This window comes from Bradyrhizobium algeriense (assembly GCF_003062295.1).
GTDB lineage: Bacteria > Pseudomonadota > Alphaproteobacteria > Rhizobiales > Xanthobacteraceae > Bradyrhizobium > Bradyrhizobium algeriense.
In genome coordinates this window covers 15,228-40,215 of sequence record NZ_PYCN01000006.1, presented here as the reverse complement: position 1 = coordinate 40,215, position 24,988 = coordinate 15,228, and the positions used below count along the sequence as shown (strand labels likewise).

Here is a 24,988-nt window from a genome sequence, read left to right as displayed (position 1 = left end):
AGAGGACCACCACATGCCGCGTAACTTGATGGAGACATGGATTACGGCTTCGACCTGGAGCCATCGCGTCGCGCCGCAGAGGATCGGTGCATCGCTTGCGGCCCTTTGCGTGCTTCAACTTCTCGCCGCACCGGCTTTCAGCGCTGAATATCTTCTTGGCCCTCAGGACAAACTGCGCCTGAAGGTCGTCGAATGGCGCGCCGGCAAGGCCGAATACTATGAGTGGACGCCGCTCGGCGCGGAATACACCGTAAATCCTGCTGGTCGCGTCTCTTTGCCGATGATCGGCGAAATCGCCGCGGAAGGGCGGAGCAGCGACCAACTCGCTCGTGCGATCACGGCAGAACTGCACAAGCGCACCGGCTTTATGGGTGCGCAGGAAGCGGCGGTCGAGATAGTCCAGTATCGCCCGTTCTACGTGCTGGGCGATGTGGAGCGCCCCGGTGAATTCAGCTTTCGTCCCGGCTTGAGCGTCTTGCAGGCAGTTGGCGTAGCCGGCGGCTTGCATCGGCCAAGCGAAGCCGGGATGCGGGAGCAGATCAACGCGGCGGGAAACGTCGAAGCTGCACGTCTGGAACTGTGGCGGACCTACATCCGCCGCGCTCGGCTCGAAGCTGAGCTTGCCGAGCAGAACAAAATCACTCTCCCGCCCGAGCTCGCTAACAAGAAGGATATCGGAAGTCTCCTGGCAGAGGAGGCAACGATCCTGATAACCCGGCGCGACGCGCTGCAATCACAGCTCGCGGCCTTGTCGGAACTGCGATCGCTGTATGAGAAGGAGATTGTCTCGCTGCAGAGCAAGCTGGCGACACAGGAGAAGCAGGTCGCCCTGGCCCAGCGCGAGCTGAATACCGTCGGCGCGCTTGTCGATAAGGGGCTTGCAGTCACGTCGCGGCAGTTCGCGCTGGAGCGCACGACCGCAGATATTCAAAGCGGAATGCTTGATGTGCAAACCGCGTTGGTGCGGGCTCAGCAGGAAGTGCGGAAGACGGAGCGCGATGCAACCGATCTGGTCAAGGACGGCAAGGCGAAAGCCTCGTCCGAACTGCGGGAGGCCAAGGCCAGCATCGAGCAGCTGATCAATCGGATGAATACGTCTGAAACGCTTGTCGCCGAGACAGCGACGTCGCCGCGGACGGCTCAGGGCGGCGGGAAGTCGCTTTCTTACTGGATACAGCGGCGCAAGGACGGCGCGATGGCAACATTCCCGGCTGACGACGGAGCGCTTGTGGAACCTGGCGACGTTGTTCGCGTCGAGGTCAATCGCGCGCCGGGTGCTGCAGCGTCAGCCTCACGCAAGGGTGTCGCGACAACGGCATTCAACGCGGGGAACTACGCCACCATCGTTTCGCAATCGGGTGAGCAGTAGAGCGGAGCATGCAATCAAACGGGCTTCAGCTTGTGGAATGGTCGGTCTTGCTCGCGCGCGCGACATGCAGAATCGCATGCAGCCGGGCAAATCCGGGCGAACGAGCCTTCAGCTTTATGAGACATATTCGTGCGACGACGGCTCCCACGTATCCGACCTGCAGAAAAAGCAGCGCCAACAGCAACTCGATGGCCAGCACGTTCAAGGAGGTGTTGGCCAAGCCAAGCAGCAGTGCGTATCCGGCAATGAGTGCCGCGACGCCGATTGCAAAAGCGCCGAGTCGAAAAACGACGCCGCAGGCAAAGCCTGCGGCCATGAACAACATGCCCGCGAGCATTCTGAGCTACCTTTGCGGTCGGTCGCGTCGGCGATCCAATCGGAACGCGCCCCGATCTCTATCGATAAGCTGCGTTCTATCCGACAAATAATAGTGTCCAAGATGCATGAACAAATCAATAAGTCGCGCCTAAAAAATGGGCAGGAAGCCACCTTCGAGAGCTCGAGGAACAGAATGGGATCCGGCGCAGGAGCAGAGCGGTTGCCGGTTCCACCGGGAAACGAAGAGGTCGTAATGAAGATCGCAAGAGACTTTGCATGCGACACGTGCGGCTCTGCCTCTATCGCGCCTCCGCCAAGGCTGGGCGATAGCGACGAGGTCAGGTGCCAGCACTGCAAGAAAGTTCTGATGACCTGGAAAGTCTATCGGCTCCTTGACGCCGATGATGCAGGCGAAATCGCCATCGACCCTGCTGGTTGGGAAGATTGAAGACCAGTTTTGCTCAGGAAGGGCGAAGCGGGGCGTGTGACCGCCTGTTTTTCGGCCGCGGCCAGGACCAGACGGATGGAAGGTGAATGACGATGCAGGACTTCCGGACGACGCGATTGATGAATGGCAACAGCGTGCTGGTCACCGGCGGAGCCGGCTACATCGGAAGCCACGCGGTCCTGGCCCTGCTGGATGCGGGCGAGCGGGCCGTCGTAATCGACGATCTATCCACGGGTCTGCAGGCCGCCGTCCCGGAAGGCGTGCCCTTTTATCGTGCAAGCTGCGGCGACACTGCGATGGTCGCCAAGATCCTGCAGGACCACGCTGTCGATACGATCATGCATTTTGCCGGCAGCATATCGGTCGCTGAGTCTGTTCGTGATCCCGGAAAATACTATTTGAACAATACCGTGAATACGCATGCGCTGATCTCCCAGGCTGAGCGCGCTGGCGTTTTACACTTCATATTTTCGTCGACGGCCGCTGTTTACGGAGAGCCGCGAACGATCCCGATTGAGGAGGAAAATGCGACGCTCCCAATCAACCCATACGGCCGTTCGAAGCTTGCCATCGAATGGATGCTACGGGATGCAGCAGCAGCAACCTCGCTCAGGTATTGTGCGCTGCGCTACTTCAATGTCGCAGGGGCCGATCCGGCGGGGCGTTCGGGGCAGTCCACGCGAGAGGCATTTCATCTCATACACGTCGCGGTGCAGGCGGCGCTGGGTCGGCGGCAGGGCATGGACGTGTTTGGCAACGACTATCCAACCGCGGATGGATCCTGCATTCGGGACTATGTGCACGTCACCGATCTCGCGCAGGCGCACGTCGATGCGCTGACGTATCTGCGAAGCGGGGGAGAGTCCCTGACCTGCAATGTGGGGTATGGCCGCGGCTACTCGGTCCTGGATGTGATCGATGTCGTCAAGCGCGTGTGCCGCGTCGATTTTGACGTGAGGACGCGCGAACGCAGGCCCGGCGATCCGGCTATCCTCGTGGCATCCAACGCAAAGGCGAAGTCTATCCTGCGGTGGAGATCGTGTCACGACCATCTCGAGCAGATCGTGCAGCACGCACTGAGCTGGGAGCGGCAGCTGAAACTCGGCGTTCCGGCCTGATCAGGCTTACTCACGGTGTTGGTTTTAAGACACATTACGAAGGACCGCCGAGGTCGGAACGGAAAAAGGGGGTTATTTGATGCGCGTCCTATCTGTTCACCAGCGAGTCGGTTTCCGATCTACGCGCGTACCGCGGCCTACGGCCATTTCGGCCGTACGTCGGACAATGAAGGCGGCTTCTCCTGGGAGAAGACCGATCTGGTCGAGTCACTGAAGCGTGCCGTCTGACCGGGAGACCAAAGAAAGTTTGGCGACAACCAACGAGAACTGCGGGTCACGTTAGTCCCGGGCGGAGGCGAGCAGCGAAGCGTCGCGCGCCAGATGTTGGCCGGCTCCTTTGCGGCCGACCAGGGTGCCATCCGCGACGACGACCTCACCGCGTACCAGTGTGGTCATCGGCCAGCCGGTGACACGAAAACCCTCATAGGGTGTGTAATCGGGGCCGTGATGCAGGATGTCCTGGCTAATCGTAACCTCACGCGCCGGATCCCAGATCGCAATGTCTGCGTCCGAACCGATTGCTATCGTGCCCTTGCGCGGATAGAGGCCGTAGGTCTTGGCATGGTTGGTCGCCGATAGGGCAACGAACCGGTTCAGATCGATACGACCCTTGACCACACCTTCCGAAAACAGGATCGGCAGGCGCGTCTCGACGCCGGGAATGCCGTTCGGCACCCAACGAAAACTGGTACGGCCTTTCGGGGCGAGCTTTCCGGTCGTGTCGTAACGGAACGCGCAATGATCGGAGGAGAAAACGCTGAAGGTGCCTTGCTGCAATCCTTCCCAGCAGGCGACCTGGCTTGGGACATCGCGTGGCGGTGGGCTACAGACGTATTTGGCGCCCTCCATGTTGAGCCCTTCCATGTCCTTCTCGGTCAAGACGAGATATTGCGGGCAGGTTTCGCCGAACACCTTGAGGCCGCGCTGCTGCGCGCGGCGGATTTCCTCCATCGCCTGTCGGTTGGAGACGTGGACGATCATCACCGGGACGTCGATCAACTCGGCGAGGGCGATGGCGCGGTGGGTGGCTTCACGTTCGACGGCAATCGGCCGGGATGCCCCGTGGAAATGCGGTGCGGTATGGCCAGCTTGCTCGAGGCGATCCGTGAGGAACCGGATGGCATCGAAATTCTCGGCATGGACCATGACCAGCGCACCGGTTTCACGGGCGACTGCCATCACCTCAAGGATCTGGCGGTCGCTCAGCGCCAGGTCTTCATAGGTCATGAACACCTTGAACGAGGTGTAGCCATCCTTGATCAGTGCCGGGAGATCCTGGCCGAGAACCTGATCGGTTGGATCGGAGATGATCAAATGGAAACTGACGTCGATGTAGCAGTTGCCGTCAGCCTTGGCGTGATAGTCCCGCACCGCCTGACGCAGGCTCTGTCCGCGTTCCTGCAGGCAAAACGGCAGCACCGTGGTGTTGCCGCCGAAGGCGGCGGCGCGTGTGCCGCTTTCGAAATCATCGGCCATGACGATGCCCGGTCCGCTCGGCTGGGAAAAGTGGACATGGCTATCGATGCCGCCGGGCAGCACCAGCCGGCCGGTAGCATCGATGGTCTGTCCCGCATCGCCGAGGTCGTGGCCGAGTGCTGCAATCCGTCCGCCTGATATTCCGACGTCGCAGGCGAAGGTGTCGGACGCCGTCGCGACTGTGCCGCCGCGGATGATGGTGTCGAATGTCATGTCGCGCTCCGTCGGGTCGGTTTGCGAATGGCCGCCGCGCTTGCCGTCAGTTGGTGGGACCGTCGCCGCGGATGACGAAAGTGGTGGCTTTCAGCTTGGTCATGCCGAACTTGTCGAACAGTTTGTCATAGGTACCGTCGGTGCGGATGGCCGTCAGAGCATCCGCTGTCGCCTGCGCCAGCAGCTTGTCGCGGAAGGCGAAGGTAATGTCGGTGCCGGCAATGTCCCTGACCCAGATCTTGGCGATACCCCGCTGTTCGAGCGAGTTGGCGGTCTCGTTGATGTTGAGCGCCGCTTCGAGCTGTCCGGCGCGCAAGGCCGCCGAGGTCGCGGTGACGGTCGTGAACGTGCGCAACTCGACTTCCTTGAGTCCTTTCGCCACCATCGCGGCGCTGAACTCACGCGCCTTGCGCTCGGTATAGGTTGCCGACTCAACGCCGACGACACGGCCGGCGAGATCTTCGAACTTCTCCAGCTTCAGGGAGGAAGCGGGATCGGTATAGATGCTGATCGCCTGCTGCGCGTAGGGCACGAGGTACAGCATCTTCGAGCGCTCCTCGGTCCAGAACAGACCGGTATTGATGGTGTCGAAGCGGCCGGAGCGCAGACCCGGGATCATCGGCGGGAAGTCCATCCGCAGGAACACCGGCTCGATGCAGATCCGTTTGGCGATTTCGCGGGCCAATTCGACATTGAGCCCCTGCAGTTCGCCCTTGTCGTCGATGAATTGCTGTGGCGGCAGGGTCGGGTTGATCGACATCTGCCATTTACCGGCTTCGATCAGGCTCGATGCCGGCACTTTCGGCGTGCAGTTCTGGGCGTGAGCCGTTGGAACGAGGCCGATCAGGACGGCAAGGGCGGAGAAGATATTGAGAAGTCGCATGACGTAAACCCCTGTGTAAAAGTGAATGGGTAAGGCGGCGTTCCCGGGTCTGGTCGTCTTTTCGTTGTCTCGTTATGTCGCGTCCGGCATACCGGATGCGCGATCCGGCTGGCGGGTCAGGATCAGCGAAGTATGGCGGGCTTCCGTCACTACCTCGTCGCGCTGGTTGATCAGGTCGAGTGCTTCGATGACGACGCCGCGTGCGGGGTTGCGGGTCGGCCGCTTCTCGACGAAGCGAAAGCGCACGCGGAGCCGGTCGCCAGCGACCACCGGCGCCTTGAAGCGCACTCCGTCCCAGCCGAGCGAGGCGACCGAAGTTTCTTCATAGAGCTTCAATTCCGACTTCAGCCCTTCCATCAGTGACAGGCCATACAGCCCGTGCGCGATCACTGCCGGGAAGCCGCGGGATTTTGCATAAGCGCCATCGACATGCAGCGGATGATGATCGCGCGTGACGTCGGCGAACGCCGCGATATCGGCCGGTGTTACGGTATGCGTCGCGCTTTCGAACTGCGTGCCGGGTTCGATGTCTTCGTAACGGAGATTGATCGACGCGGGGGCCGTGGTTTCCATGGCGTGTCCTCAGGCGACCTTGCGCGGGCGAGCCGGCAGCTCGACGAAGCCCTGTCCGATTCCCATCGGCCCGGGCCGGAAGATGCGCGGGTCCATATCCCGGAGGTCGGCGCTGATGCGCGGCCGGAAACCCATATGCGCCAGCACGTCCTGCTCCAGGCGCACGCCCGGGGCGATCTCGGTCAGCGTGATGCCGCCATTCTCCAGTTGGAACACGGCGCGTTCGGTGACGTAGGACACTTCTTGGCCGCGTTGCGCGGCCAGCGCCGCGCTGAAGCTGATCTGGCCGACCTGCGGCACGAATTTACGGAAGGCGCCGTCGCGGCGGATCGCCAGCCGGCCGTTCTCAACGGCGATGTCGAACTTGCCGCCGGTCATGGTGCCGCTGAAGATCAGCCGTTTGGCGTTCTGGGTGATGTCGATGAAGCCGCCCGAGCCGTCGCGGCGGTCGCCGAAACGGGTGACATTGACATTGCCCGTCTCGTCGACCTCCGCAAAGGAGAGGAAGGCGCAAGAGAGGCCGCCGCCGTCGTAGAAATCGAACTGGTAGGCTTGATCGAGGATGGCGCGGGGATTGATGGCGGTGCCGAACTCGCGCGCATGGCCCGGCACGCCGCCGACCACGCCGGATTCAACCGTCAGCGTGATCAGATCCGCGATGCCTTCCTCGGCCGCGACGTTGGGGATCATCGCGGAGATGCCGACGCCGAGATTGACCACGTCGCGCGGGCGCAGCTCGAAAGTAGCGCGGCGCGCGATCACTCGCCGTTCGGTGAGCGGGTCGGGCGTGATCATTGCGACCGGTACGCGGGTCTCGCCGCAGCGGGCGGGATCGTGGACCGTGCCGTAGGTCTGCATCTGGTCGGGTTCGAGCACCACATGGTCGATCAGGAAGCCGGGGATCTTGACCATCTGCGGATGGATCGAGCCGCGCTTGACGATCCGTTTCACCTGGCAGATCACCGTGCCGCCAGCATTGTGCACGGCCTGCGCGATCGAGAGATCCTCGCGTGTCGTGCCTTCGTGCTCCATGCTGATATAGCCGTCTTCGTCGGCCGAGGTGCCGCGGATGATGGCGACGTTCGGAGGCGCAGGCGCGCGGTAGAGCAGCCATGGCTGGGCCTGCAGCTCGACGAGGTCGACCAGCGGAAGGGTGGTGCGCGCGTTCATGCGCCCGCCATCCTGGCGCGGATCCATATAGGTGTTGAGGCCGACATGGGTCAGCACGCCGGGATGCTTCGCGGCCATGGCGCGGCAGAGCTGGCTCATCACGCCTTGAGGGAAATTATAGGCGTCGATCAGTTCGTCGCGTACCAGGCGCATGAACGGCACCTGCAGCCCGAAATTGCCGCCGACCACCCGCGCAATCAGGCCCTCATGGGCAAGATGGCAGAGGCCCTTCTCGGTCACGGCGCCGACGCCTGTGATGTTGATCAGCGTTAACCCGTGCGGTCCACCGCCGCCGAGGAAGCGCTGCTCCAGCGCATCGAGAATGGCTTCCGCCGCGCCGGTGCCGCCATTGCCGCCGACGATCAGCGTATCGGCATCGCGAACCAGGTTCGCGGCCTGCGCCGCGGTGATGATGCTCAGCACAGTTGCACGCTCCAATTCATGCGGCTTCCTTTTCGACCTGGCGGGCGATGATGAGGCGCTGGATCTGGTTGGTGCCCTCGTAGATCTGGGCGAGGCGCACGTCGCGGAACAGCCGCTCGATGCGGTAGTCGCGTGAATAGCCGTTGCCGCCGTGGATCTGCAGCGCGTTGGAGACGTGCTTCATCGCCATGTCGGTGGTGAACAGCTTTGCCTGTGCGGCTTCCTTGGCGATCGGCTCGCGGGCGTCGTGCAGGCGCGCGGCGTGGTGGATCAGAAGGCGGGCGGCGGCGATGTCGGTGGCCATGTCGGCCAGCATGAACTGAATCGCCTGAAAACCGATGATCGGCTGGCCGAACTGCTTGCGGTCCTTTGCGTAGGCGGTGGCATCCTCGAAAGCGGCCTGTGCCATGCCGAGCGCCATCGATGCCATCATCAACCGGCTGAAATTGAAGTTGCTCATGGCCATCTTGAAGGCCTGGTTCTCGGGTCCCATCACGCTGTCGGCCGGCAGACGCACGCCGGAGAAGGTGATCTGGCAATCCTCAAGGCCGTGCATGCCCAGAAGCTCCTCGTTCTTGCCGCGCGCGATGCCCGGCAACGTGCCATCGACGAGCAGGCAGGAGATGGCGCGGTGTCCACCCTCTGTGCCGGTGCGGGCGAACACCATGATGCGGTCGGCGACGCCGCCGAGCGTCACCCAGGCCTTGGTGCCATCGAGCAGCCAGCCGTTGCCGTCGCGCACCGCGGTCGTCCTGATGCCCGCGACATCAGAGCCGTGGTCGGGTTCGGAGACGGCGGTAGCGGGGATAATCTCGCCACTCAGGATCTGCGGGATCAGCGTCTTGTGCGTCTCGGTGCCGTGCTGGTCGAAAAACAGCACCGCCTCGACGGGGATGGCGAAAGCGTTGGCCACCGCGCCCGAACAACGGGCCAGCTCTTCCATGGCGATGCAGGCCGCGGCCGCGTCGAGCCCTGCGCCGCCCGCGCCTTCGCGCAAGCAGATGCCGAACAGGCCGAGGTCGGCCATGCCCTTGTAAAGCGAACGGTCGAAGCGGTCGTCGCGATCGATCGCGGCCGCGCGCGGCAGGATCTCGGCTTGTGCGAAGCGCCGCGCGGTGTCTCGCAGCGCCTTCTGGTCCTCGGTGTAGAAACGGTCCATGGCGTGACGCTTCCCTCAGTCGCTGGCGAGCTTGGAATCGTGGGCGACCTCGTCCTTCTCCCGGTCGAGGAAGTACGTGGCGACATCAGTGCCCGGCACGCCATAGGCGCTGCAGACGCTGCGCGTCAGCGCGGCCGCGGCGGCGCGGCGCTCGGCCGCGCTGCGGCGGAACGCGTGTACCTTGAGCAGGATACGCTGGCCGGTGCCTTGCGGTCCCATCTCGCCGGCATGGGCGTAGTCGCCGGGAGCGATTGGCAGGAAGTAGAGTGTGATCGTCTGCGCGCCGACGCCGAAGGCCGACATCAGGCCGTCGGTGATGGACTTTGCCAACGAGGCCTTGCTTTGCGGTGGGGCAGGCGGCGCAAGAATTTCGACATAGGGCATCGGTCAGGCCTTCGATCTGGACGATTTGGTTGCAGAAGATCCGCGCGCGGACGGATCGAATGGGCGGCAGGAATCGCGGATCACCAGCCGGGCGCCGACGCGATATTCGCGTACGCTATCGGCGCCATTCCCCTTGGCGTCCATACGGTGCAGCAGCCGGTCGACCGCGAGATTGGCAAGGTCGCGCGCGCCGTTATCGACGATGCTGATGGCCGGGCGATGCCATTCGAACCAGGGCGAATGCTCGTAACAGAGTAACGACAGATCATCGGGAATCGACAGGCCACGCTCCGCCGTCACGCGCAGGACGCCGAGCGTCGCTTCGTGGTTGGCGACGAAGATCGCACTGGGGGGCTCGGTGAGATCCAGCAGCTTGCGACAGGAGGCGGCGCCGGTTTCCGGCTCGAAATGGCCGGCATGGATCAACGTATCGTCCACGGGTATCGACGCCTCGCGCAATGCGCGGACATATCCCGACAGTCGTTCGCGTCCCGAAGTCGTATCTGGACGGCCGACAATAAGGCCGATCCGCCGGTGCCCGAGTCCGGTCAGGTACCGCGTGCCGACAAAGGCGCCTTCCGAATCGTCGGCAAGTACGGTCTCGAGGTCTGTCCCGTCGTCGCGGCGCACCAGGCAGACGATCGGGATTTCATTTGCCAGAGCGGTGAGGCGGGCGCCGTTCTTGCCCGTGGGCACGACGATCAGTCCGTCGACACGATGGTCGGCAAGTGTCGTCAGCGTGTCGCTTTCGAGCTGCGGATCATCGCCGGCGATGCACAGCAGCATCTGGTAGCCGAGCGCCTTCAGCCGCGCCTGCACCACCTCGGCCATCACCTGGAACGATGCGTTGGCGAGATTGTGGACCAACAGCCCCACCAGCCGCGACTGTCCGGTCTTGAGTCCGCGCGCGATCGGATTGGGACGGTAGCCGAGCTCGCGCGCAATGCGCGTCAAGCGCTGCTGGGTGCGCTCGCTCGTCAATCCGCTGCCGCCCAGCGCGCGCGAGGCTGTGCTGATCGAAACGCGGGCCGCCAGTGCCACATCTTTGAGCGTGACGCTCATCAATCTCGCCGCTAGAATGGAAACGATTGCAAAACAGTATTGGCAGAAATTTGCGTGTGCAAGCCTAAATTAGAGATGGGTTCTGCCCAAATCAGCGTCAATCCTGCAATCGATTGCAGCGCTATGGAGGTGTGCGGTAGAGGCCGCTGCCCGAGTTCACCTGAGCAACTGGAAGTTCTTCGATGAAGACATTTCGCGGTACCTACACGGTCATGATCACGCCGTTCACGCCGGCCGGTGAGGTTGATGCCGAGGCGTTGCGGGGGTTTGTCGATTGGCAGATCGGGCAGGGCATCCACGGGCTGATTCCGCTCGGCTCGACCGGCGAGTTCCTCTCGCTCGACGATGACGAGAAGGTTCTGGTGGCCGAGACGGTCATCACTCAGGCGGCGGGGCGCGTGCCTGTGCTGATCGGGACCGGCGCGGAGGATACGCGGGAAGTGGTGCGCCTCAGTCGCCGTGCCGAAAAATTGGGCGCTGACGGGGTGATGATCATTCCGCCGTTCTATTCGACGCCGACCGACGACGAACTCGTCCATCACTACAAGACAGTGGCCGATGCGATCTCACTGCCCATCATGGTCTACAACAATCCCGCGACCGCAAATGTCGATCTCAAGCCAGCACTGGTGGCGCGACTCGCCGAGATCGACAACTGTCTTTACATCAAGGAGTCGACGCTCGAGGTGACGCGCGTGCGCGACATCATCCGGCTGTGCGGTGACCGGATGACCGTGTTCGGCGGCATCCTCGGTTTCGAATCTTTCGTGGAGGGTGCGCAGGGCTGGGTGGCCGTTGCCTCCAACGTCGTACCCCAGCCCATGGCGCGCATCTTCAGCCTCGTCGCGGATGAAGGTGCGATCGATGCGGCGCGCAAGCTCTATCTCGACTATTTGCCGGTGATCGAATTCGTCGGTGGCCAGGCTTACGTTGCCGGCACCAAGGCGTTGCTCGGTCACATGGGCTTTTCCGCGGGCGTGCCGCGTCCGCCCCGTCTGCCCTTGCCGGGCCCGCAGGATGCAGCCGCGCGTGCACTGGTGGCGAAGTTCGGTCTGGTGTGGCCGGGCGCGACCGCGGCATCACGGCAGATCGCCGGCTGAGGAAAGGGCGCAGCATGATCGCATCCGTTCTTTGTGGTCGTACATTTCGGCGGCGCAAACCGTCATGAGCGGTCTGAGGAAAAAACTCGATCTGCGCGGCGTCACCGTCGCCACCGTGCTGCCGTTCAAGGACGACCTGTCGATTGACTGGGACGGCTATGCCCGGCTGCTCGATTACTGTGCCTGCCCCGACGGCATCGCGGCTGTCTTCGTCAACGGGCATGCGGGCGAGGGCGCCTCGCTGTCGGACGAAGAGCGTCAGGCGGTCATCGCGCGGACCCGGGCCCATATCGGCGGCAAGCCGCTGCTTGCCGGCATCATCGCGCACTCGACCGCAGAGGCCATCCGGCAGGCCCGGCTCGCGGAGGCCGCCGGTGCGGCTTGCGCGGTCCTGTTTCCGCCTGTTGCCCTTGGTGGCGGTGCATCGGCCACACCGCGCGCGCCGGTCGCCTTCGTGCGGGCGATTAGCGAGGCAATCGCAATCCCGGTGTCTATCTTCCAGTATCCGGTGGCGTCCGGCTTCGGCTATTCGACGCAGACGCTCGCAGAAATGGCGGCCATCGACCGCGTCATCGCCGTCAAGGAAGGTAGCGACACGATGCTCGCCTATGACGAGAACCGACGGGCCGTGAAACAAGCCGATCCGGAGGTCGCGGTCTTACCGTCGAATTACAACTGGTTTTTGCCGCAGCTCGCTGTCGGTGGCGACGGTATCCTGTCCGGGCTCGTCAGCCTGGCTCCGCATCTGTTTATCGAACTCTGGCAGGCGTCGGTCGCTGACGACCTCAAGGCGATGCGCGTCGTGAACGAGCGGCTCTACCCGATCGTCCGGGCGATTTACGGCCCGGCGCCGATCGTCGACATGCATACGCGCATGAAGGTGGGCCTCAAGGCATTGGGGCTGATCCGCAACGCGGATCCGCGGCCGCCGTTGTTGCCGGTTCTGCCCGATCTTTGCGACGCCATCGCAACGACGCTCGGCGCGGCGCGCCGCGCCGGCGGCATGCACCTGACTTGAGGGCGCCGTCATGTCCGACGAAGTCTTCATTCCTATCGGCAGGTCGGACCGACGGAACTGATAGCATGCTTGGGTTCGAGGAGCGCTCGAAGCTGATGTACATGGTGGCTCATGCTGTGCAGGCGATCTCGGTTTTCGTCGCTCCCGATGGCGGCATGAAAATTGCTGCCGAATACCACACGGAGATGAGCCGATGACCCATTTCAATCTGGCGGCCAGCGTCGACTACTTTTTCAATTTCTTCCTGATGAAGGGGGTACTCGTCACCATCGGCTTGACGGTTGCCGGAGTCGTTGGCGGGCTTATTCTGGGGATGGGCATTGCGCTGATGCGGATGTCATCCAATCCTGTGCTCAGCGGCTTCGCCCGGTTCTACATCTGGTTCTTTCGCGGCACGCCGCTCCTGATTCAGCTCGTGGTGATCTACAGCGGCTTGCCGCAGCTGGGCATCAAGTTCGACGTGATCACCTGTGCCCTGATCGGGTTGATCCTCAATGAAGCCGCATATCTTGCTGAAATCGTTCGCAGCGGTTTCATGGCGGTGTCTGCCGGGCAACGAGAGGCCGCCTGGGCTCTAAGTCTGTCGAGATGGGTGACGTTCCGGCGCATCACGCTTCCGCAAGCCTTCCGCCTGATGATCCCGCCGCTCGGCAACTCCATCAATTCGCTCCTGAAGGCGACGTCGCTCGCCTCCGTCATCTCGGTCGAGGAAATCATGCGCCGGAGCGACATGCTGATGCAGGAGCATTTTCAGATCCTCGAAGTCTATGCGGCCGCCACCGCCTATTACCTGATCCTCACCTCGGTCTGGGATGTGGTCCAGCGCCGCCTGGAAAAACACTTTGGCCGGTCGAGCGCGACAGGATCGCGAAGAGCCACCGCGACGGCGTCGTCGCCGCAAGCCGGCCTCGAGGCCAGGGCATGAAAGTGCCGAGGGAAGATTTTGTTGCGAGGAACGAAGCTGCGACCGCGAGGCGCAGCTCCGGTGCGCGCGCCACTAAGGAACGGATCGATGGCAGCCGATATTGAAGGTGGACAGGGCCAGCCGCGCATGCGCGAGGTCGCCGCGGTTCAAATGGAGGCGGTCTACAAATATTATGGCGATTTTACCGCCTTGAACGAGATCGATCTCAAGGTGGCCAGGGGTGAGAAGATCGTCATCTGCGGTCCGTCCGGTTCGGGGAAGTCGACGCTGATCCGCTGCATCAATCATATCGAAAAGCACGACCAGGGGCTGATCTACGTCAACGGTACCGAGCTGGATGATCAGCGGAAGAACATCGATGCCATCCGGCGGGACACCGGTATGGTTTTCCAGAGCTTCAACCTGTTCCCGCACATGACGACCCTGGAGAACTGTATCCTGGCGCCGATGACGGTGAACGGAATGGCGAAGGAGGAGGCGAAGGACCTCGCCATGCACTTCCTGACCAAGGTCCGGATCCCGGAGCAGGCCGAAAAGTTTCCGGGGCAGTTGTCAGGCGGACAGCAGCAGCGCGTCGCCATTGCGCGCGCGCTCTGCATGCAGCCGAAGATCATGCTGTTCGACGAACCGACGTCGGCGCTCGATCCGGAAATGGTCAAGGAAGTGCTTGAGACGATGAAGAAGCTGGCGGAAGAGGGCATGACCATGCTCTGCGTCACCCACGAGATGGGCTTCGCCCGCGAGGTCGCGGACCGGATCGTATTCATGAATGAGGGGAAAATCGTCGAGCAAGCAGCTCCGGAGGACTTCTTCAATCATCCGGCGTCCGAGCGGGCAAGGACATTCCTCGACCAGATCCTTCATTAGTCTAGAGTGTGCGGGATGCCCGTGGCGGCGTTCCGTCGTGTCCTGGATAGGGCGCGGCAGGGCGAGCGCGGAGCATTTGGCTGCGCTCTTCGATTGCCAAGGCGATGCTTGGACGCTAATGCCATCCCGCATGCATGGAGAAGGTCCCGCCGTGGCATTTGAACTGTTCGACCTGGCCGGCAAACGAGCGCTCGTCACAGGATCTTCCCAGGGAATCGGGTTCGCGATTGCGCGAGGGCTCGCCGAGCATGGAGCCTCCGTCGTGCTCAATGGACGCGAGCGCAACAAGCTTGAGGCCGCCGCCGCGAGCCTGACCGCTGCCGGACACAAGGTTGCGGTGGCGGGATTCGACGTGACGGCCGCGGAGGACGTTCGTGAAGGCATTGCCACGATCGAACGGACGGCGGGGGCGATCGATATTCTCGTCAACAACGCCGGGATGCAGTTCCGCGCGCCGCTGGAGGATTTTCCGGTCGAGAAGTGGGAGCAATTGCTCAGGACCAATGTTTCAAGCGCCTTCTACGTCGGCCAGGCCGTCGCGCGCCACATGATCCCGCGCGGCAGGGGCAAGATCATCAACATCGCGTCGGTTCAGAGCGAGTTGGCTCGTCCCGGTATTGCGCCCTACACCGCGACCAAGGGAGCGATCAAGAATTTGACCCGCGGCATGTGCGCCGATTGGGCGAAGCACGGCCTGCAGGTCAATGCGATCGCACCGGGCTACTTCAAGACTCCCCTGAATCAGGCGCTGGTGGACGATCCGACCTTTTCGGCATGGCTCGAAAAGCGGACGCCGGCGTCCCGCTGGGGCAATGTGGACGAACTGATCGGCGCCGCCGTCTTCCTGTCAGGCGATGCCTCATCCTTCGTCAACGGGCATACGCTTTACGTCGACGGCGGCATCACGACCTGCCTGTAATCCCGGCTTTCCAACGCCTGAGATTGTCGCCCGCGCAGCCGCCGGACCGCCGGCGCCGAGCGGAGACGTGAAGCGGTTCGACCATCACGAGATTTGCACTGATTGCCTGGATTCCGTAGTCGCCGAACCTGCGGTGAGGCCGGCAAAGAAGAAAGCGGTTCCGCAACCGGTCCAGGCGGGAATACGCTTCCATTCCATGGTTTGAAAAGGCAAATCGCTTCCATTGCCCCATCGACTGGAAACGACGACATTTGCCTTGCAAATCAAGAGATTGGTCGCGCAATGGAACGCTTGAGATACGAGCCGTTTGGCGAGCGCCTGGTGCCCGAAGGGGAAGCTGGGCCGCGTTCGCGCGGGTCCAAATATCTGTTGTGGGCCGGCACCGGTCTGTTCTGGTCGCTGGTGGGGGCCATCGTGATCGCCCGCGCCGTCTTCTTCGAGCCGGGCGTCTTTGACGATTTCAGCCGCGTTGCCGCGCTCGTCAAGGCCGCGATTTTCTAAGCCATCTCCGCAACGCGCTTGTCCTGCCAGATCATCCGCTCGAACGCGGTCGCCGCAGGAATTTCTATTCGCCCGGGTACCTTCAATTGCCACAGCGTGCGCTCGATCTGCAGGTCGCGCATTGGCACGACCTTGAGCCGGCCAAGCGTGACCTGATCGGAAATCGTGGCGCTGGAGACGATGGCGACGCCGAGGCCGGCGGCCACCGCCTGCTTGATCGCTTCGGTGCTGCCGATCTCCAGCGTGCGCCTGGGTTCAATGCCCTCGGCAGCCAGCGCCTGCGACACCACCTCGCGCGATCCGGAACCGGGCTCTCGCACAATCAGGACTTCATCGCAAAGCGCCGCGCCGTCGATGGCGCGCTCGGCCGCCGCGAAGCGGTGCCGCGCGTCGACGATCAGGCTCATCACGTCGGTGCGCCAGGCATGACTCTCAAGCCCGTCATCTTCCACCGGACCTTCGACCAGCGCGATCTCGATATCATGCGCCAGCATCAGATCGGCGATGTCCCTGGTATTCGCGATAATGAGATGCAGGTCGATCCCGGGAAATTTTCGGTGAAACGTTCCGAGATAGTCCGATATCATGTAGGTCGCGATCGTGGTGGATGCGCCGATGCGCAGCGATCCGCTGTCGAGATTGCGCAGCGACAATAATTCGTCCTCGGCCGCACGCTCTGCCGCAAACAGCGCCTCCGCATGCCGCACCAGCGCCTTTCCCTCCCGCGTCGGCCGCACGCCCTTTGGGGTCCGGTCGAGCAGGCGACAGCCGACCTGAAGCTCGAAATCCCGCACCCCCTTCGAGATCGCCGGCTGGCTGATATGGAGGGCATCGGCTGCACGCGAGAAACTCCCGGTTCTCACCACCGTCGTGAACAGGCGCAGCAAATGCAGGTTTAAGGACATAACTTCCCTTTATTGGGCCAGATCGAAAATATATTACCCGACTATCCCGTTCTGGCGCATAGATTTTTCTCCCCGGGAGAAATTAGTGCCGCAGGACGAGGAATTTTCCACCCCAGGAAATGGGCCGGCCCACAGCGTCAGCCGTCTTGCAGCGCTCATTCCCGGCGTTCTCCTTTGCATCGTCGTCGCCGGCGTCTCGGCCGCCCTGGAAATTGCAGAACGACGCCTGTTTGCGCACCCCTATGTGGAGGCGCTGGTACTGGCGATCCTGCTCGGCATGGCCGTGCGCAGTTTCTGGAATCCGCCCGAGCGCTGGCAGGCCGGCATCGCCTTCAGCGCCAAGCAGCTGCTCGAGGTGGCCGTGATGCTGCTCGGCGCCTCCATCAGCTTTGCCGCGATCGCGGCGTCCGGCGCTGCCTTGCTTGGCGCGATTGCCGCGACTGTCGTCGTGACCCTGGGCCTCAGCTTCGGCGTCGGCCGCATGCTCGGCCTGTCGACGCGGCTCTCGATCCTGATCGCCTGCGGCAACTCCATCTGCGGCAATTCGGCGATTGCAGCGGTCGCGCCGGTCATCGGAGCCGATGGCGACGAAATCGCATCCTCGATCTCGTTCACCGCGATACTCGGCGTGATGATGGTGTTGGGGCTGCCGCTGCTCATTCCGCTTTTGCAATTGTCCGCGACGCAATACGGAATTCTCGCCGGCCTCACGGTCTACGCCGTCCCGCAAGTGCTTGCCGCAACCGTGCCGGCGGGGCTCGTGAGCACGCAGATCGGCACGCTGGTAAAATTGATGCGCGTATTGATGCTGGGGCCGATCGTGGTGGGACTTTCGCTGCTCGCCCCGCGCCTGCATGGCGGCGTGCGCGGCAAGGCTGTGGTCGGCTTCTTCCGGCTGGTGCCCTGGTTCATCCTCGGCTTTCTCGCGCTATCCGTTCTGCGCTCGCTCGATATCGTACCCGCAACAGTGATCGGCCCGCTGACGGCGATTACCGGCTTTCTCACGGTCGTGTCGATGGCGGCACTCGGCCTCGGCGTCGACGTTCGCGTCCTCGCCATCGTCGGCGGCAGGGTGACGGCGGCCGTGACGCTGTCGCTGATGCTTCTGCTTGCGATCAGCCTCGGCTTGATTCATCTGTTCAACTAATGCCGCGCTGGGGTGGCCGCGTTCGAACCGATCAGTCCAGCCTGAAGCCGATGCGCCTCACATAGGCGCCGAAGTCCGCGCGCTCGGGGTGCGCGTATTGCCGCGCTTTATCCTCCGACCAGCCATAGGTTTCGGCTACGCCGAACTCTCTGACATAGCGTTGAGCCGCGTAAGGTTGCGCTGCCTCGCGGCGCCGATCATATGCCTCGATGGCGTCATCGAGCCCGTCTTCCAGAAATGTGTTGTGATGCACGGTCACGGACAGCGGAAGCCGCATGCTGAGCTGCGGCGCTTCGGCAGGATATCCCACGGCGAGGCCCGCTACCGGGAAAACATGGTCGGGAAGTTTCAGGAGCTGTGACAGCGCGTCCGAGTGTATGCGGATCGCGCTGATCGGACAAACACCCAGGCCTTCGGCCTCGGCCGCGATCACGAACGCGGACAGCGCTATTGCCGCATCGACCGCGGCATTGAAGAAGGCATCGAGGTGGTCGTTGGCGAAATGCCTGTCGCGCAACGTGTGGATTCGACGCTGCCTTCGATTGTTGCCGCAGAAGATGAGAAGGTTCGGGACGTTTGCGAGCCATTTCTGGCCTAGCGGTCCGTCTGCCAGCAGCGCACCGATCCGGGATTTCAAGGACGGCGCGTCGATGATGATGATGTCGCGCTGCTGGAGATCGCTTTTGGTTGGCGCGCATAGCGCCAGGGCACATAGCCGCCGCAAGGTCAGGTACGGAACAGTGTCGGGCCGGAATTTTCGTACCGAGCCGCGAGCGGCCAACTGATGGTGCAGGGACGGGGCGTCGCCGCCGAATTCCACATCCGCAGCGTCAGGACCGAAGCGATCGACAAACGGGGTTCTCGAATTGGACATCTTTGAGGTCTCCAGGGGCGCTGCGCATTTACGTCAGGTCCGAGCGAGATAGGCAAGGCTGCGAGGAGTGGCCCGCCGGATCGGCGTCAAGACGAGAATTATTCGTTTGCCTTTTTTGGCGCTTCGGAGCCGAATGATCGAAAAGGTTGTACCGTTTCCGGGCAGAAGATGCCGGCGGCTATGCGTTGTTGCGGAATGTGCAAGTCGGCGATGATCCAAACCCATCAGATAAGCTGCCTCACGATCCAGACGATGAGAAATAGCCAGCCGGCCATGGCGATCGCGACAGCGATCAAGTAGTTTATTTTCATCCACGTGTTGCGCACTGGCGATCCAAAGAACGAAGCCGCCAAGCGGCGTATATTCGCCTGGCGGCTTCGCCGGTGGGGGCCCGGACGCTTGGGGGAAATTGTCCGGTACTCAATCAATAGCCGAGCTTGAGGACGCTGCAACTGAACTCGCGACTTAACCTAACCAGTCAACCTTACTGATCGGCAAGTCTTGCTGATCGACAAGTCTTGGATCGCAGGTGGCAGCAACTATTGGATCCTGAACTCATCGAGCTTCCTTCCAGCCGCAATCAGTTTGGCTAGCCAGCGCGGGGTTTTGCCTCGTCCCGACCACGTCTCTGACGGGTTGTCCGGGTTTCGATACTTCGCCTCTACCTTCGGGTACGGTCGGCGCTCGGGACCTGGCGGCGATAATTCCGCAACCCTGCGGGCCAGTTGATCGAGCTGCTGTTCAAGTTTCTTCTTCTCACTCTCAATCTTTTCACTCAGGATCGCGCCGATTCTTTCGTGCAGATCCCAGAGGTCGTCGAGCGACATTTGCTTTAGTTTGTTGTCTTTCATGCCGACCCCCCAGCAAGGAGCGTGAAGAATCAATTCGTGACCAAACCAGCGTTTCAAAAGAAAAGCCGCCCTAAGGCGGCCCTTCAACAAGAAGCCAGGCAGCCAGGGTTCAGGCTGCCGCGGCGGCACGCCTGGATCGGCGGCGACGATATGCGAAACCAATACCGGCGAAGCCCAGCAGCATCATGGCCCAGGTCGACGGCTCCGGCACGGGTCCAACATTGCCGTAGGAGATGTTGTCGAATTCGAATGAATTGCTCGACGATGCGAGAACGATCTTGTCGAAGCTCAGGTCGGTGAACGTGACATAAGCGTTCGTCAGGGCGCCCGACTGGTCGCCGTTAAATCCAAGCGCAGGCACCGCATTGAGGTTGTTTCCAAAAAGCGTCAGGAACGGCGTGGCGCTGCTTCCCAGATAGAATGCGACGCTGTTGTAGGAATCGATCGATCCCCAAAACAGACCGAACGTGTTCTGGGTTCCCGAGAACGTCAGCGTCTCGGATTTGCCACCCAGAATGGACATGTAGTTTGTGATGTCTCCCGCCGGCGTCGCCGAGATACCCGCCGCCGTTCCCGCAGCATTCCTGGCGATGATCGCCGTACCCGAGAAGGCGATGCCGCCAAGCGAAGCCGGCGCAGCGCCCCACTGGATGCTGGTGCCGGCAAACGTGTTCGGCGTAGCGAGGCTGTCGAACGTAATGTCGTTGTTGGTGTTGCTATTGCCGGCGCTGAACGGCCCGTTGGAAGCCGTGACAACCACGGCACTGGCGTGATCGCTCAAGGCGACAAGGGCAGCGAGCGCGCAGAGCGGGGCAAGCAATTTTCGCATTATCGGTTTTCCAAAATTAATAGTTAATATTATTGTCGGCAATTTAAATTCGCGAATTAAATAAAGCAAGGCCAATTAAAAGGAAAGGATATCAATACTAATAGCAATTCCGTCGCCCGACCCGGATGCAAGCCGATGCTCGCCGCATCGTGGGCCCTCTTGCCGCGGCCTTATCAGCTTCGGTCAGGTTTCTCCCTTTCATGGACGAATATTCAAATCCTAACGAATCCGTTGGGCAGGAATTATTCATGTTCCGGGACGCGCAACGCCCTTCGCGCGCAAAAGAACCATATGGATAAAACTGTAACGGTCGGTTTGAGCGGCGGGCAATAGTCCTCCCGCCAAATGCCCCAGAGCCCGCGAGAGGCTCCTGGGGGTGTTTGATGTTTTCACGTGACCTGGCCGGCCCGACAAGCAGGGATGCGATTGACGGCTTCGATGCGATCGCGAATGCGCTCGATCAGGGCTTCGATCCCACCCACGGCAGGAGCTCAAGGCTGGGCGACTTCCTGGCCATCGCGGCAGGCTGGCTCGTTCTCGGAGCGATTATTTTTTACCCCGGTCTCCAACTCGCTGCGATCGTGGTCTGCACGGCTTTCCTCGCAACGCGTTCGTTCGCGCGTCTCATCCTCGGCCCAAGCCCATCCGCTGGGCAGCAGCGCGAAGGCCAGCCTCTGCTGGCCGCCTAGTCTAGCTGTTCCCCGCGGCTCCCGCGCCATCGGCGGCCACGGCCGTTCGCGGCAGGGTGAGGTCGCCCATGTGAACCGGGTAGGAGTGGGACGTCTTGTCCCAAACGAGTGCGGTGCCGGATATCCGGTGGCTGAGATAGATCCGCACGGCGCGCCACGTTGCGAAGAAGTTGACGAAATTGCCGACGACAAGTCTCGGCGCGGCCATCAGGGCGTGACGCACATTGTAGATCATGCCCGTGAACGTCATTCGGTTGAACAGGCGCCAGACCAGAAACAGGAAGTTTGCGAAAAACATCCAGACCGCCCAGTTCTGGTTCAGCAGGGTATAAACAAACTGCTTTTCGGGATCGAAAACCGCCCGATAGAATTCGAACACGGTCAGATTGGCGAGCGCAAAATAGGCGAGCATGACCGCAGGGCTGGTGATCACGCCCTTTCTATCTCGCGCCAGAAAGTACTTGGTCCCGAGAGAGCCTTTCCAGCCTTGCTCCTGGGAACCCTGGAACACGATGCCGAGCAGCCAGCGCGCGCGCTGGCGATAGGCGGCCTCGAGGCCTGACGGAAAGAACTCGCGGGTCGCCACCGGAAGGGTCCGGTGGAGAATGCCTGGGTTACCGCTGTCGATATTGATGTCGATCGCGTAGTTGGCCGGATAGGCGATAAACGCGGACTTGAACCCGAGCTCAGAGACACGAAACGCGATGTCATAGTCTTCCGTGAACGATGACGTGCGGAAAGCCTCGCCGTGGTTCTGGTCGTTGAGATGCTGGATCGCCTCCCGGCTGAAGCATGCGGAGACGCCGGCGCAGGGAATGACGCCGCTGATCCGCTGCCGGACCTCGAGGTCCTTGGTGTGCATCTCGGCGAACTCATCCATGTAGAGGCCCGCGATCATCGAAGTGATCGGCCGGGAGAACGAGTAAACCGGCAACTGAATGAAGTCGTAGATGTCGACCAGCTTGTTGAAGAGCTTGAGCTCCAGCGGATGAATGAGGTCCTCGGAATCGTGCATCACGATTCCCGCAAACTGGATGTTCTGCTCGGCCTCGAACATGAAGATGTCGGAAATGGTCTGGTTCAGACAGTCGGCCTTGCTGGTCGGGCCGTCATGCGGGACCAGCACCATATGGATGTTCTTGTACAGCCCCTGCGCCTTGCGCACCTCGGCCTGGGTGAGGGGATCGTTCAGATAGACGCCGACGAAGTAATGCGCTTGCTCGTAACGCACGAGCCGGGAGTTCGATGAGAGCATCGAAAAAATGACGTCGTGCTCCTTCCAGCACGGCACCATGATGGCGATGGGGCGCTCAGGCAGTTGCTCGAGGATCTCCACGCTCGGCAATTCCCTGGACTTGCTGTCCGCCGTGCCCATCAGCCTGCTGCTCCAGTACAGCAGGTCGACCACGAGGTCGTCGATGCTGGAGATCGCGATGATCACACCGGCGATCAACATCAGAATCTCGACGACATAGAGATATTGAAAGAGGAAGGAGGGGGCTTGTGTCATGAGTTACGACGCGTGGTGAAGCTGAATGATTTCGGCGGGGCGCATTTGCGGCGGCAGGACGTATCGCCGATAGAGAGCTTCGACGATCCGCTTGCTGGCGTGACCATCGCCATAGGGAAAAACCGGCCGGGCCATGCGGGCATATTTGGCGCGGTTCTTGTGCAACTCGAACAACGCGCCGAATACCGCCTCGCGGGATGTCCCAACCAATTCAACAACCCCAGACGCCACCGCCTCTGGCCGCTCGGTCACGTCGCGCAACACCAGAACCGGCTTGCCGAGCGCAGGCGCCTCTTCCTGAAGGCCGCCGCTGTCGGTCACCACGCACCAGGCATTCTGTATCGCGGCGACGACGTCGCGGTAGCTCAGCGGATCGACCAGCTTGATCCGGGGATGTCCCGAAAGAATTTCGATGGCCGTTTCGCGCGCATTTGGATTGGGATGAACCGGAAAATACACCGCGACGTCGGGGGTGAGATCGACGAAGGCCCTGATCGCGGTAAACGCGTCCCGCAGCGGCGCGCCGAAATTCTCGCGCCGATGCGCTGTGAGCAGGATGGTCCGCAGCCTGGGAAACCCGGCGGGCCGCGCCGGTTTCGAGGCCGCGACTTCGAGCAGCGAGTCGATCACCGTGTTTCCCGAAACGATAATCTTCTCCCGCGAAATGTTCTCGCGCGCCAGATTCTGCGCAGCGGCCGATGTCGGGGCGCAGTGAAGGGACGTGGATACGGCGATCGAACGGCGGTGGAATTCCTCGGGGAAGGGCGCGTCAAGGCTTGGCGTGCGCAGCCCGGCCTCGACATGCACGAAGGCGATCTTGCGGTAGAATGCCGCGATCGACGATGCATAGGCGGTCGTCGTGTCCCCCTGGGCCAGAACGCAATCCGGCCGAACCTCCCCGAAATATTTGTCGAGACGGCGAACGAGCAGGCTGGCGAGAACCGCAGGCGTCCGACAATTGCTTCGATGCGGGATGGAGAAGTCCGGGCGGAGGTCGAATTCGGCAAGGGTGCTGTCGAGGAGATCGCTCTGCTGGCCGGACGTTACGATCCGAACGGTCGCCCATTCGGCTTCGCGCAGGCGGCGGATGATGGGGGCCACCTTGATGACTTCAGGCCGGGTCCCAATCACAAAGACAAAAGTGCGGACAGGCGTTGAGTGGCTGAAATGCTCTCTGCGGGGGTGATGCATGCCTTGCTTTCAAAAAGATCGCATCGTCCCCACGACACGACTACCGACCGAAATGCCGTTACATCACCACTAAACCCGACGGCACCATTAGAAATCCACGGTGTTTTAGCCAGCAACCAAGAATTAGACAATTGATTTAAATGGATTTTCGGAGATTGCCGTAGTAGTCCGGAGAAGACTTGGATGCATGGTAAATGCGGTGCCCGTATTTATGCGGGCATCATAAATCTTGACCGTTAACGCGGTCGCCGGAAATCGATTTGCGATGTGGATTGGTCGCCTGCGAGCTACGGGCTTTCATGACCCCGGTGTAGCGAGGACGGTTCGGCGGACGCGCGAAAGAAATCCTGAGAGCGAGCTCCGCCCTTCGAATCTCTTCGCGAAGCAGCTGAATCTCGAAATAGGCTTTCGCAATATCGACCGGCATAAATGAGATCTCGACCAAGGGATTCCAAAGTGAACCACAACCCCATCGCCTGGTTGGGTCACGACGTAACAATGGAGCCGGCAACGGCATCCAAGAGCAATGCCATACAAATGGGCTTGCTTCGTGCCGGGGTTTTCGCCCCGCGCGCTATGGAAGGCCCAATGCTTGCGGGCTGTTGCTCGTCTACCGCAGGACGCCGCGCTTTACCGCAAAAACAAAGTGATTGACGAATGTCTCCAGGCGGTCGCCCCGATTAGCCTCGAGATTTGCCGCGGCCGAACGAAGCAAAGGATGCGGCCGTTGTTCAATGGCATCCAGATCCGCCGAAACCGCCTCAAGGGCGTATCGCAACCGTCTCAAATCGGAGCTGAGTTTGGTATCCACGGCCGCCACCGCAAAACCCCTCAAATTAACTAATTAAAGGTAAAACATATGTGATAATATTGCGGCGGTCAACGCGGGTGATTAAAAAATATTCCAATGATTTTATTTACTTAGTCCGGCGGCCTTGGCGCGGTCTTCAGATGGCAGTTTTCTGCTTTTCCTTAATTGTGGGCTGATGATTGCAATCAAGAGATACGATCGCCCTTGTTCGCGGCTGCGTGAGTCGATGGCGTGATGCGCTGAGGTTGATGCCCG

Annotated in this window: 27 protein-coding genes; 11 read left to right on the top strand and 16 right to left on the bottom strand. The window is 61.6% G+C overall.

What is annotated here, in order from left to right:
- Positions 1–13: 13 nt before the first annotated feature.
- Positions 14–1,369, top strand: a complete 1,356-nt coding sequence (locus tag C7G61_RS14640) for a polysaccharide biosynthesis/export family protein (protein ID WP_190241820.1) — start codon at positions 14–16, stop codon at positions 1,367–1,369.
- Positions 1,370–1,394: 25 nt separating this feature from the next.
- Here C7G61_RS14640 and C7G61_RS14635 read toward each other — a convergent pair whose 3' ends face one another.
- Positions 1,395–1,706 (bottom strand): hypothetical protein, encoded by a 312-nt coding sequence (locus tag C7G61_RS14635; protein ID WP_108515200.1) that lies wholly within the window; start codon positions 1,704–1,706, stop codon positions 1,395–1,397.
- A gap of 515 nt (positions 1,707–2,221) precedes the next feature.
- Between C7G61_RS14635 and galE the strand changes: the two genes are divergently transcribed.
- Positions 2,222–3,253, top strand: coding sequence for a UDP-glucose 4-epimerase GalE (gene galE, locus C7G61_RS14625; protein ID WP_244608299.1), 1,032 nt, complete (start codon positions 2,222–2,224; stop codon positions 3,251–3,253).
- Positions 3,254–3,532: 279 nt separating this feature from the next.
- Here galE and hydA read toward each other — a convergent pair whose 3' ends face one another.
- The 7 genes from hydA to C7G61_RS14585 form a co-directional block, all read right to left on the bottom strand.
- Positions 3,533–4,942: a dihydropyrimidinase gene (hydA, locus tag C7G61_RS14615; protein ID WP_108515193.1), complete on the bottom strand. Its 1,410-nt coding sequence runs from the start codon at positions 4,940–4,942 to the stop codon at positions 3,533–3,535.
- A gap of 46 nt (positions 4,943–4,988) precedes the next feature.
- Positions 4,989–5,825, bottom strand: coding sequence for an ABC transporter substrate-binding protein (locus C7G61_RS14610; RefSeq protein ID WP_108515190.1), 837 nt, complete (start codon positions 5,823–5,825; stop codon positions 4,989–4,991).
- A 72-nt stretch (positions 5,826–5,897) separates the two neighbouring features.
- Entirely contained in the window at positions 5,898–6,398 is a 501-nt protein-coding gene (locus C7G61_RS14605; RefSeq protein WP_108515187.1) for a MaoC family dehydratase, read from the bottom strand.
- Between the two features lie 9 nt (positions 6,399–6,407).
- The gene (locus C7G61_RS14600) at positions 6,408–8,006 is read right to left on the bottom strand and encodes an acyl CoA:acetate/3-ketoacid CoA transferase (protein WP_244608298.1); all 1,599 of its coding nucleotides are present in this window, start codon (positions 8,004–8,006) and stop codon (positions 6,408–6,410) included.
- A gap of 1 nt (position 8,007) precedes the next feature.
- Positions 8,008–9,150, bottom strand: coding sequence for an acyl-CoA dehydrogenase family protein (locus C7G61_RS14595; protein WP_108515185.1), 1,143 nt, complete (start codon positions 9,148–9,150; stop codon positions 8,008–8,010).
- 15 nt (positions 9,151–9,165) lie between these two features.
- Positions 9,166–9,534 (bottom strand): tautomerase family protein, encoded by a 369-nt coding sequence (locus tag C7G61_RS14590; protein WP_108515182.1) that lies wholly within the window; start codon positions 9,532–9,534, stop codon positions 9,166–9,168.
- A gap of 3 nt (positions 9,535–9,537) precedes the next feature.
- Complete coding sequence (locus tag C7G61_RS14585) at positions 9,538–10,596, bottom strand: LacI family DNA-binding transcriptional regulator (RefSeq protein ID WP_108515180.1); 1,059 nt, start codon at positions 10,594–10,596, stop codon at positions 9,538–9,540.
- 182 nt (positions 10,597–10,778) lie between these two features.
- Here C7G61_RS14585 and C7G61_RS14580 point away from each other — a divergent pair, with 182 nt between their 5' ends.
- From C7G61_RS14580 to C7G61_RS14555, 7 genes are all read left to right on the top strand, one after another.
- On the top strand, positions 10,779–11,696 hold the full coding sequence (locus C7G61_RS14580; protein ID WP_108515178.1) for a dihydrodipicolinate synthase family protein: 918 nt from the start codon (positions 10,779–10,781) through the stop codon (positions 11,694–11,696).
- A gap of 64 nt (positions 11,697–11,760) precedes the next feature.
- Complete coding sequence (locus tag C7G61_RS14575) at positions 11,761–12,714, top strand: dihydrodipicolinate synthase family protein (RefSeq protein WP_108515697.1); 954 nt, start codon at positions 11,761–11,763, stop codon at positions 12,712–12,714.
- Between the two features lie 65 nt (positions 12,715–12,779).
- Positions 12,780–12,911 carry a hypothetical protein gene (locus C7G61_RS47010; protein WP_274542275.1) on the top strand — a complete coding sequence of 44 codons (132 nt, stop codon included), beginning with the start codon at positions 12,780–12,782 and terminating at the stop codon, positions 12,909–12,911.
- Entirely contained in the window at positions 12,908–13,639 is a 732-nt protein-coding gene (locus C7G61_RS14570; RefSeq protein ID WP_108515176.1) for an amino acid ABC transporter permease, read from the top strand. The genes C7G61_RS47010 and C7G61_RS14570 overlap by 4 nt, the downstream gene beginning before the upstream one ends.
- Before the next feature lie 87 nt (positions 13,640–13,726).
- Positions 13,727–14,506 carry an amino acid ABC transporter ATP-binding protein gene (locus C7G61_RS14565; RefSeq protein ID WP_108515174.1) on the top strand — a complete coding sequence of 260 codons (780 nt, stop codon included), beginning with the start codon at positions 13,727–13,729 and terminating at the stop codon, positions 14,504–14,506.
- Between the two features lie 151 nt (positions 14,507–14,657).
- A complete protein-coding gene (locus tag C7G61_RS14560) occupies positions 14,658–15,425 on the top strand; it encodes an SDR family oxidoreductase (RefSeq protein ID WP_108515171.1) in 768 nt (255 codons plus the stop codon).
- Between the two features lie 282 nt (positions 15,426–15,707).
- A complete protein-coding gene (locus C7G61_RS14555) occupies positions 15,708–15,926 on the top strand; it encodes a hypothetical protein (RefSeq protein WP_108515168.1) in 219 nt (72 codons plus the stop codon).
- On the opposite strand, the gene C7G61_RS14550 is transcribed toward C7G61_RS14555, so the two are convergent.
- Positions 15,923–16,831 carry a LysR family transcriptional regulator gene (locus tag C7G61_RS14550; RefSeq protein ID WP_108515165.1) on the bottom strand — a complete coding sequence of 303 codons (909 nt, stop codon included), beginning with the start codon at positions 16,829–16,831 and terminating at the stop codon, positions 15,923–15,925. The two genes, C7G61_RS14555 and C7G61_RS14550, sit on opposite strands and share 4 nt — an antisense overlap.
- Positions 16,832–16,916: 85 nt before the next feature.
- Here C7G61_RS14550 and C7G61_RS14545 point away from each other — a divergent pair, with 85 nt between their 5' ends.
- Positions 16,917–17,978: a YeiH family protein gene (locus C7G61_RS14545; protein ID WP_108515162.1), complete on the top strand. Its 1,062-nt coding sequence runs from the start codon at positions 16,917–16,919 to the stop codon at positions 17,976–17,978.
- A 31-nt stretch (positions 17,979–18,009) separates the two neighbouring features.
- On the opposite strand, the gene C7G61_RS14540 is transcribed toward C7G61_RS14545, so the two are convergent.
- The 3 genes from C7G61_RS14540 to C7G61_RS14530 form a co-directional block, all read right to left on the bottom strand.
- Positions 18,010–18,852 (bottom strand): nitroreductase family protein, encoded by an 843-nt coding sequence (locus C7G61_RS14540; RefSeq protein ID WP_108515160.1) that lies wholly within the window; start codon positions 18,850–18,852, stop codon positions 18,010–18,012.
- Positions 18,853–19,391: 539 nt separating this feature from the next.
- Positions 19,392–19,703 (bottom strand): H-NS histone family protein, encoded by a 312-nt coding sequence (locus C7G61_RS14535; protein ID WP_108515157.1) that lies wholly within the window; start codon positions 19,701–19,703, stop codon positions 19,392–19,394.
- A gap of 109 nt (positions 19,704–19,812) precedes the next feature.
- Positions 19,813–20,532, bottom strand: a complete 720-nt coding sequence (locus C7G61_RS14530) for an Npun_F0296 family exosortase-dependent surface protein (RefSeq protein ID WP_108515154.1) — start codon at positions 20,530–20,532, stop codon at positions 19,813–19,815.
- Positions 20,533–20,915: 383 nt separating this feature from the next.
- On the opposite strand from C7G61_RS14530, the gene C7G61_RS14525 reads away from it, so the two are divergent.
- On the top strand, positions 20,916–21,221 hold the full coding sequence (locus C7G61_RS14525; protein WP_108515151.1) for a hypothetical protein: 306 nt from the start codon (positions 20,916–20,918) through the stop codon (positions 21,219–21,221).
- A gap of 1 nt (position 21,222) precedes the next feature.
- Here C7G61_RS14525 and C7G61_RS14520 read toward each other — a convergent pair whose 3' ends face one another.
- The 4 genes from C7G61_RS14520 to C7G61_RS14505 all read right to left on the bottom strand — a co-directional run bounded on the left by C7G61_RS14520 (position 21,223) and on the right by C7G61_RS14505 (position 24,733).
- Positions 21,223–22,731, bottom strand: coding sequence for a glycosyl transferase family protein (locus C7G61_RS14520; RefSeq protein WP_108515148.1), 1,509 nt, complete (start codon positions 22,729–22,731; stop codon positions 21,223–21,225).
- Positions 22,732–22,734: 3 nt separating this feature from the next.
- Positions 22,735–23,922, bottom strand: coding sequence for a non-hydrolyzing UDP-N-acetylglucosamine 2-epimerase (gene wecB, locus C7G61_RS14515; RefSeq protein WP_108515146.1), 1,188 nt, complete (start codon positions 23,920–23,922; stop codon positions 22,735–22,737).
- 220 nt (positions 23,923–24,142) lie between these two features.
- Positions 24,143–24,349, bottom strand: coding sequence for a hypothetical protein (locus C7G61_RS14510; RefSeq protein WP_145963618.1), 207 nt, complete (start codon positions 24,347–24,349; stop codon positions 24,143–24,145).
- 183 nt (positions 24,350–24,532) lie between these two features.
- Positions 24,533–24,733, bottom strand: coding sequence for a hypothetical protein (locus C7G61_RS14505; RefSeq protein WP_145963617.1), 201 nt, complete (start codon positions 24,731–24,733; stop codon positions 24,533–24,535).
- Positions 24,734–24,988 lie beyond the last annotated feature (255 nt).